This window comes from Marinimicrobium hydrolyticum (assembly GCF_030848505.1).
Taxonomy (GTDB): Bacteria; Pseudomonadota; Gammaproteobacteria; order Pseudomonadales; family Cellvibrionaceae; genus JAVDDU01.
On sequence record NZ_JAVDDU010000018.1, the window covers coordinates 2,501 to 6,223 of the forward strand.

1 tRNA gene and 2 rRNA genes (1 of these 3 running past the window's edge) are annotated in these 3,723 nt (G+C 51.6%); all 3 read left to right on the forward strand.

From position 1 onward, the window contains the following. Positions 1–71 (forward strand) — tRNA-Ala (locus tag RBH33_RS17545) (it extends 5 nt beyond the left edge of the window). Positions 72–381: 310 nt separating this feature from the next. Beyond that, positions 382–3,272, forward strand: a 23S ribosomal RNA gene (locus RBH33_RS17550). A 153-nt stretch (positions 3,273–3,425) separates the two neighbouring features. Beyond that, positions 3,426–3,541 (forward strand): 5S ribosomal RNA (gene rrf, locus RBH33_RS17555). Positions 3,542–3,723: the final 182 nt, after the last annotated feature.

Below are 3,723 nucleotides of genomic sequence, written 5' to 3' on the forward strand. Positions count from 1 at the left end.
TATAGCTCAGCTGGGAGAGCGCCTGCCTTGCACGCAGGAGGTCAGCGGTTCGATCCCGCTTAGCTCCACCATTTCATCAGTGCTTCGATCGAACGCACGTTGCTTGATCTTCCATTACTGCTAATTGTTAGAAGTCAGTCAATTGACTTTTTAATCAACTCCTTGAGTGTTGATTAAAGAAGTTAACTGACTGGTTTTTACGCCAGAGCTCTTTAACAAGGTGGAAAGTAAAGTTGTACATTGCATAGAAGGCGATTGTGTATTTTCACAAGAGTCCGGCGTTGTACTTGATGGGGTTATCGTGGCCGCTTGTCAGCAAGCTGCGTTAACACAAACAAACCCATTGAGTGCAATATCGTAAAGCAGTCGCTTGTGTTATATGGTCAAGCGACTAAGCGCACACGGTGGATGCCTAGGCAGTTGGAGGCGATGAAGGACGTAGGAGCCTGCGAAAAGCTCGGGGGAGTTGGCAAACAAGCATTGATCCCGAGATGTCCGAATGGGGAAACCCACTTACCGTAAGGTAGGTATCATGCACTGAATACATAGGTGTATGAAGCGAACCCGGGGAACTGAAACATCTAAGTACCCGGAGGAAAAGAAATCAACCGAGATTCCCTGAGTAGCGGCGAGCGAAAGGGGACCAGCCCTTAAGCAACTTGTGTTTTAGTGGAAGGTTCTGGAAAGTTCCGCGATACAGGGTGATAGCCCCGTACACGAAAAGACACTTGTTGTGAAATCGAGTAGGACGGGACACGTGATATCCTGTCTGAACATGGGGGGACCATCCTCCAAGGCTAAATACTCCCAACTGACCGATAGTGAACCAGTACCGTGAGGGAAAGGCGAAAAGAACCCCTGTGAGGGGAGTGAAATAGATCCTGAAACCGTGTGCGTACAAGCAGTCGGAGCGGACTTGTTCCGTGACGGCGTACCTTTTGTATAATGGGTCAGCGACTTATTGTCTGTGGCAAGGTTAACCGTATAGGGGAGCCGTAGGGAAACCGAGTCTTAATAGGGCGCGCAGTCGCAGGCAATAGACCCGAAACCCGGCGATCTATCCATGGGCAGGTTGAAGGTTGAGTAACATCAACTGGAGGACCGAACCGGGATCTGTTGAAAAAGATTCGGATGACCTGTGGATCGGAGTGAAAGGCTAATCAAGCCGGGAGATAGCTGGTTCTCCCCGAAAACTATTTAGGTAGTGCGTCATGTCTCACCCACGGGGGTAGAGCACTGTTTGGGCTAGGGGGTCATCCCGACTTACCAACCCCATGCAAACTCCGAATACCGTGGAGTGCAATCATGGCAGACAGACGGCGGGTGCTAACGTTCGTCGTCAAGAGGGCAACAACCCAGACCGCCAGCTAAGGTCCCTAATATCAGTTAAGTGGGAAACGATGTGGGAAGGCTCAGACAGCTAGGAGGTTGGCTTAGAAGCAGCCATCCTTTAAAGAAAGCGTAATAGCTCACTAGTCGAGTCGGCCCGCGCGGAAGATTTAACGGGGCTCAAACTGATAACCGAAGCTGCGGATGCAACTTGTTGCATGGTAGGGGAGCGTTCTGTAAGCCGTTGAAGGTGGATTGAGAAGTCTGCTGGAGGTATCAGAAGTGCGAATGCTGACATGAGTAACGATAATGGGAGTGAAAAACTCCCACGCCGGAAGACCAAGGGTTCCTGTCCAACGCTAATCGGGACAGGGTTAGTCGACCCCTAAGGCGAGGCCGAAAGGCGTAGTCGATGGGAAACGGGTTAATATTCCCGTACTTCTCTTTACTGCGATGGAGGGACGGAGAAGGCTAGGCCAGCGCGGCGTTGGTTGTCCGCGTTTAAGGCAGTAGGCTGAGATCTTAGGCAAATCCGGGATCTTAAGGCCGAGAGCTGACGACGAGTGCTCTTTTTAGAGCGCGAAGTGGTTGATGCCATGCTTCCAAGAAAAGCTTCTAAGCTTCAGGTAAAGAGAAATCGTACTCGAAACCGACACAGGTGGTCAGGTAGAGAATACCAAGGCGCTTGAGAGAACTCGGGTGAAGGAACTAGGCAAAATGGTACCGTAACTTCGGGAGAAGGTACGCTGCTGGCGGTGATGGGACTTGCTCCCTAAGCTGCTGGCAGTCGAAGTAACCAGGTGGCTGCGACTGTTTATTAAAAACATAGCACTCTGCAAACACGTAAGTGGACGTATAGGGTGTGACGCCTGCCCGGTGCCGGAAGGTTAATTGATGGGGTTAGTCCTCGGACGAAGCTCTTGATCGAAGCCCCGGTAAACGGCGGCCGTAACTATAACGGTCCTAAGGTAGCGAAATTCCTTGTCGGGTAAGTTCCGACCTGCACGAATGGCGTAACGATGGCCACGCTGTCTCCACCCGAGACTCAGTGAAATTGAAATCGCTGTTAAGATGCAGTGTACCCGCGGCTAGACGGAAAGACCCCGTGAACCTTTACTATAGCTTTACACTGAACTCTGAACCTATTTGTGTAGGATAGGTGGGAGGCTTTGAAGCGGTAACGCCAGTTATCGTGGAGCCAACCTTGAAATACCACCCTGGTATGTTTGGGGTTCTAACGCAGGTCCCTTATCGGGATCGCGGACAGTGTATGGTGGGTAGTTTGACTGGGGCGGTCTCCTCCCAAAGTGTAACGGAGGAGCACGAAGGTTGGCTAATCATGGTCGGAAATCATGAGGTTAGTGTAATGGCACAAGCCAGCTTAACTGCGAGACTGACACGTCGAGCAGGTACGAAAGTAGGTCATAGTGATCCGGCGATTCTGTATGGAAGGGTCGTCGCTCAACGGATAAAAGGTACTCCGGGGATAACAGGCTGATACCGCCCAAGAGTTCACATCGACGGCGGTGTTTGGCACCTCGATGTCGGCTCATCACATCCTGGGGCTGAAGCTGGTCCCAAGGGTATGGCTGTTCGCCATTTAAAGTGGTACGCGAGCTGGGTTTAGAACGTCGTGAGACAGTTCGGTCCCTATCTGCCGTGGGCGTTGGAGATTTGAGAAGAGTTGTTCCTAGTACGAGAGGACCGGAATGAACGAACCTCTGGTGTTCGGGTTGTCATGCCAATGGCATTGCCCGGTAGCTACGTTCGGACAGGATAACCGCTGAAAGCATCTAAGCGGGAAGCCCCCTTCAAGATGAGATCTCCCTGGGGCCTTGAGCCCCCTAAAGAGCCGTTGAAGACTACGACGTTGATAGGCGGGGTGTGGAAGCGCTGTGAGGCGTTGAGCTAACCCGTACTAATTGCTCGTGAGGCTTGACCATATAACAGAAACGACTGCGCCACGAGCCGGACTTCTGTGAAAACCAAATAATCGCCTAAAGCGATGTGCAACTTTACTTTTCACCACCCTATTTGATTGCGCCAGTACGCACTCGCCTTGCGAGATAAGACGGAAAGCCGATCATACCAGTTTGCTTGACGATCATAGCGAGTTGGAACCACCTGATCCCATTCCGAACTCAGAAGTGAAACGACTTAGCGCCGATGGTAGTGTGGGGCTTCCCCATGTGAGAGTAGGTCATTGTCAAGCATCTAAATTAAAATACCCCGCACCAGCAATGGTCCGGGGTATTTTTCTATGGGGCCCACACTCGAGCGGTGGGGCTTGCCAATGACCGACGGTCATAGTGATCGATGCCCTCCATGGCATTGCCCCTTCGGGCGACCTAAAGGTCGTCCCAACTTGTTCCAGACAAGTTGGTCAAGTATCTA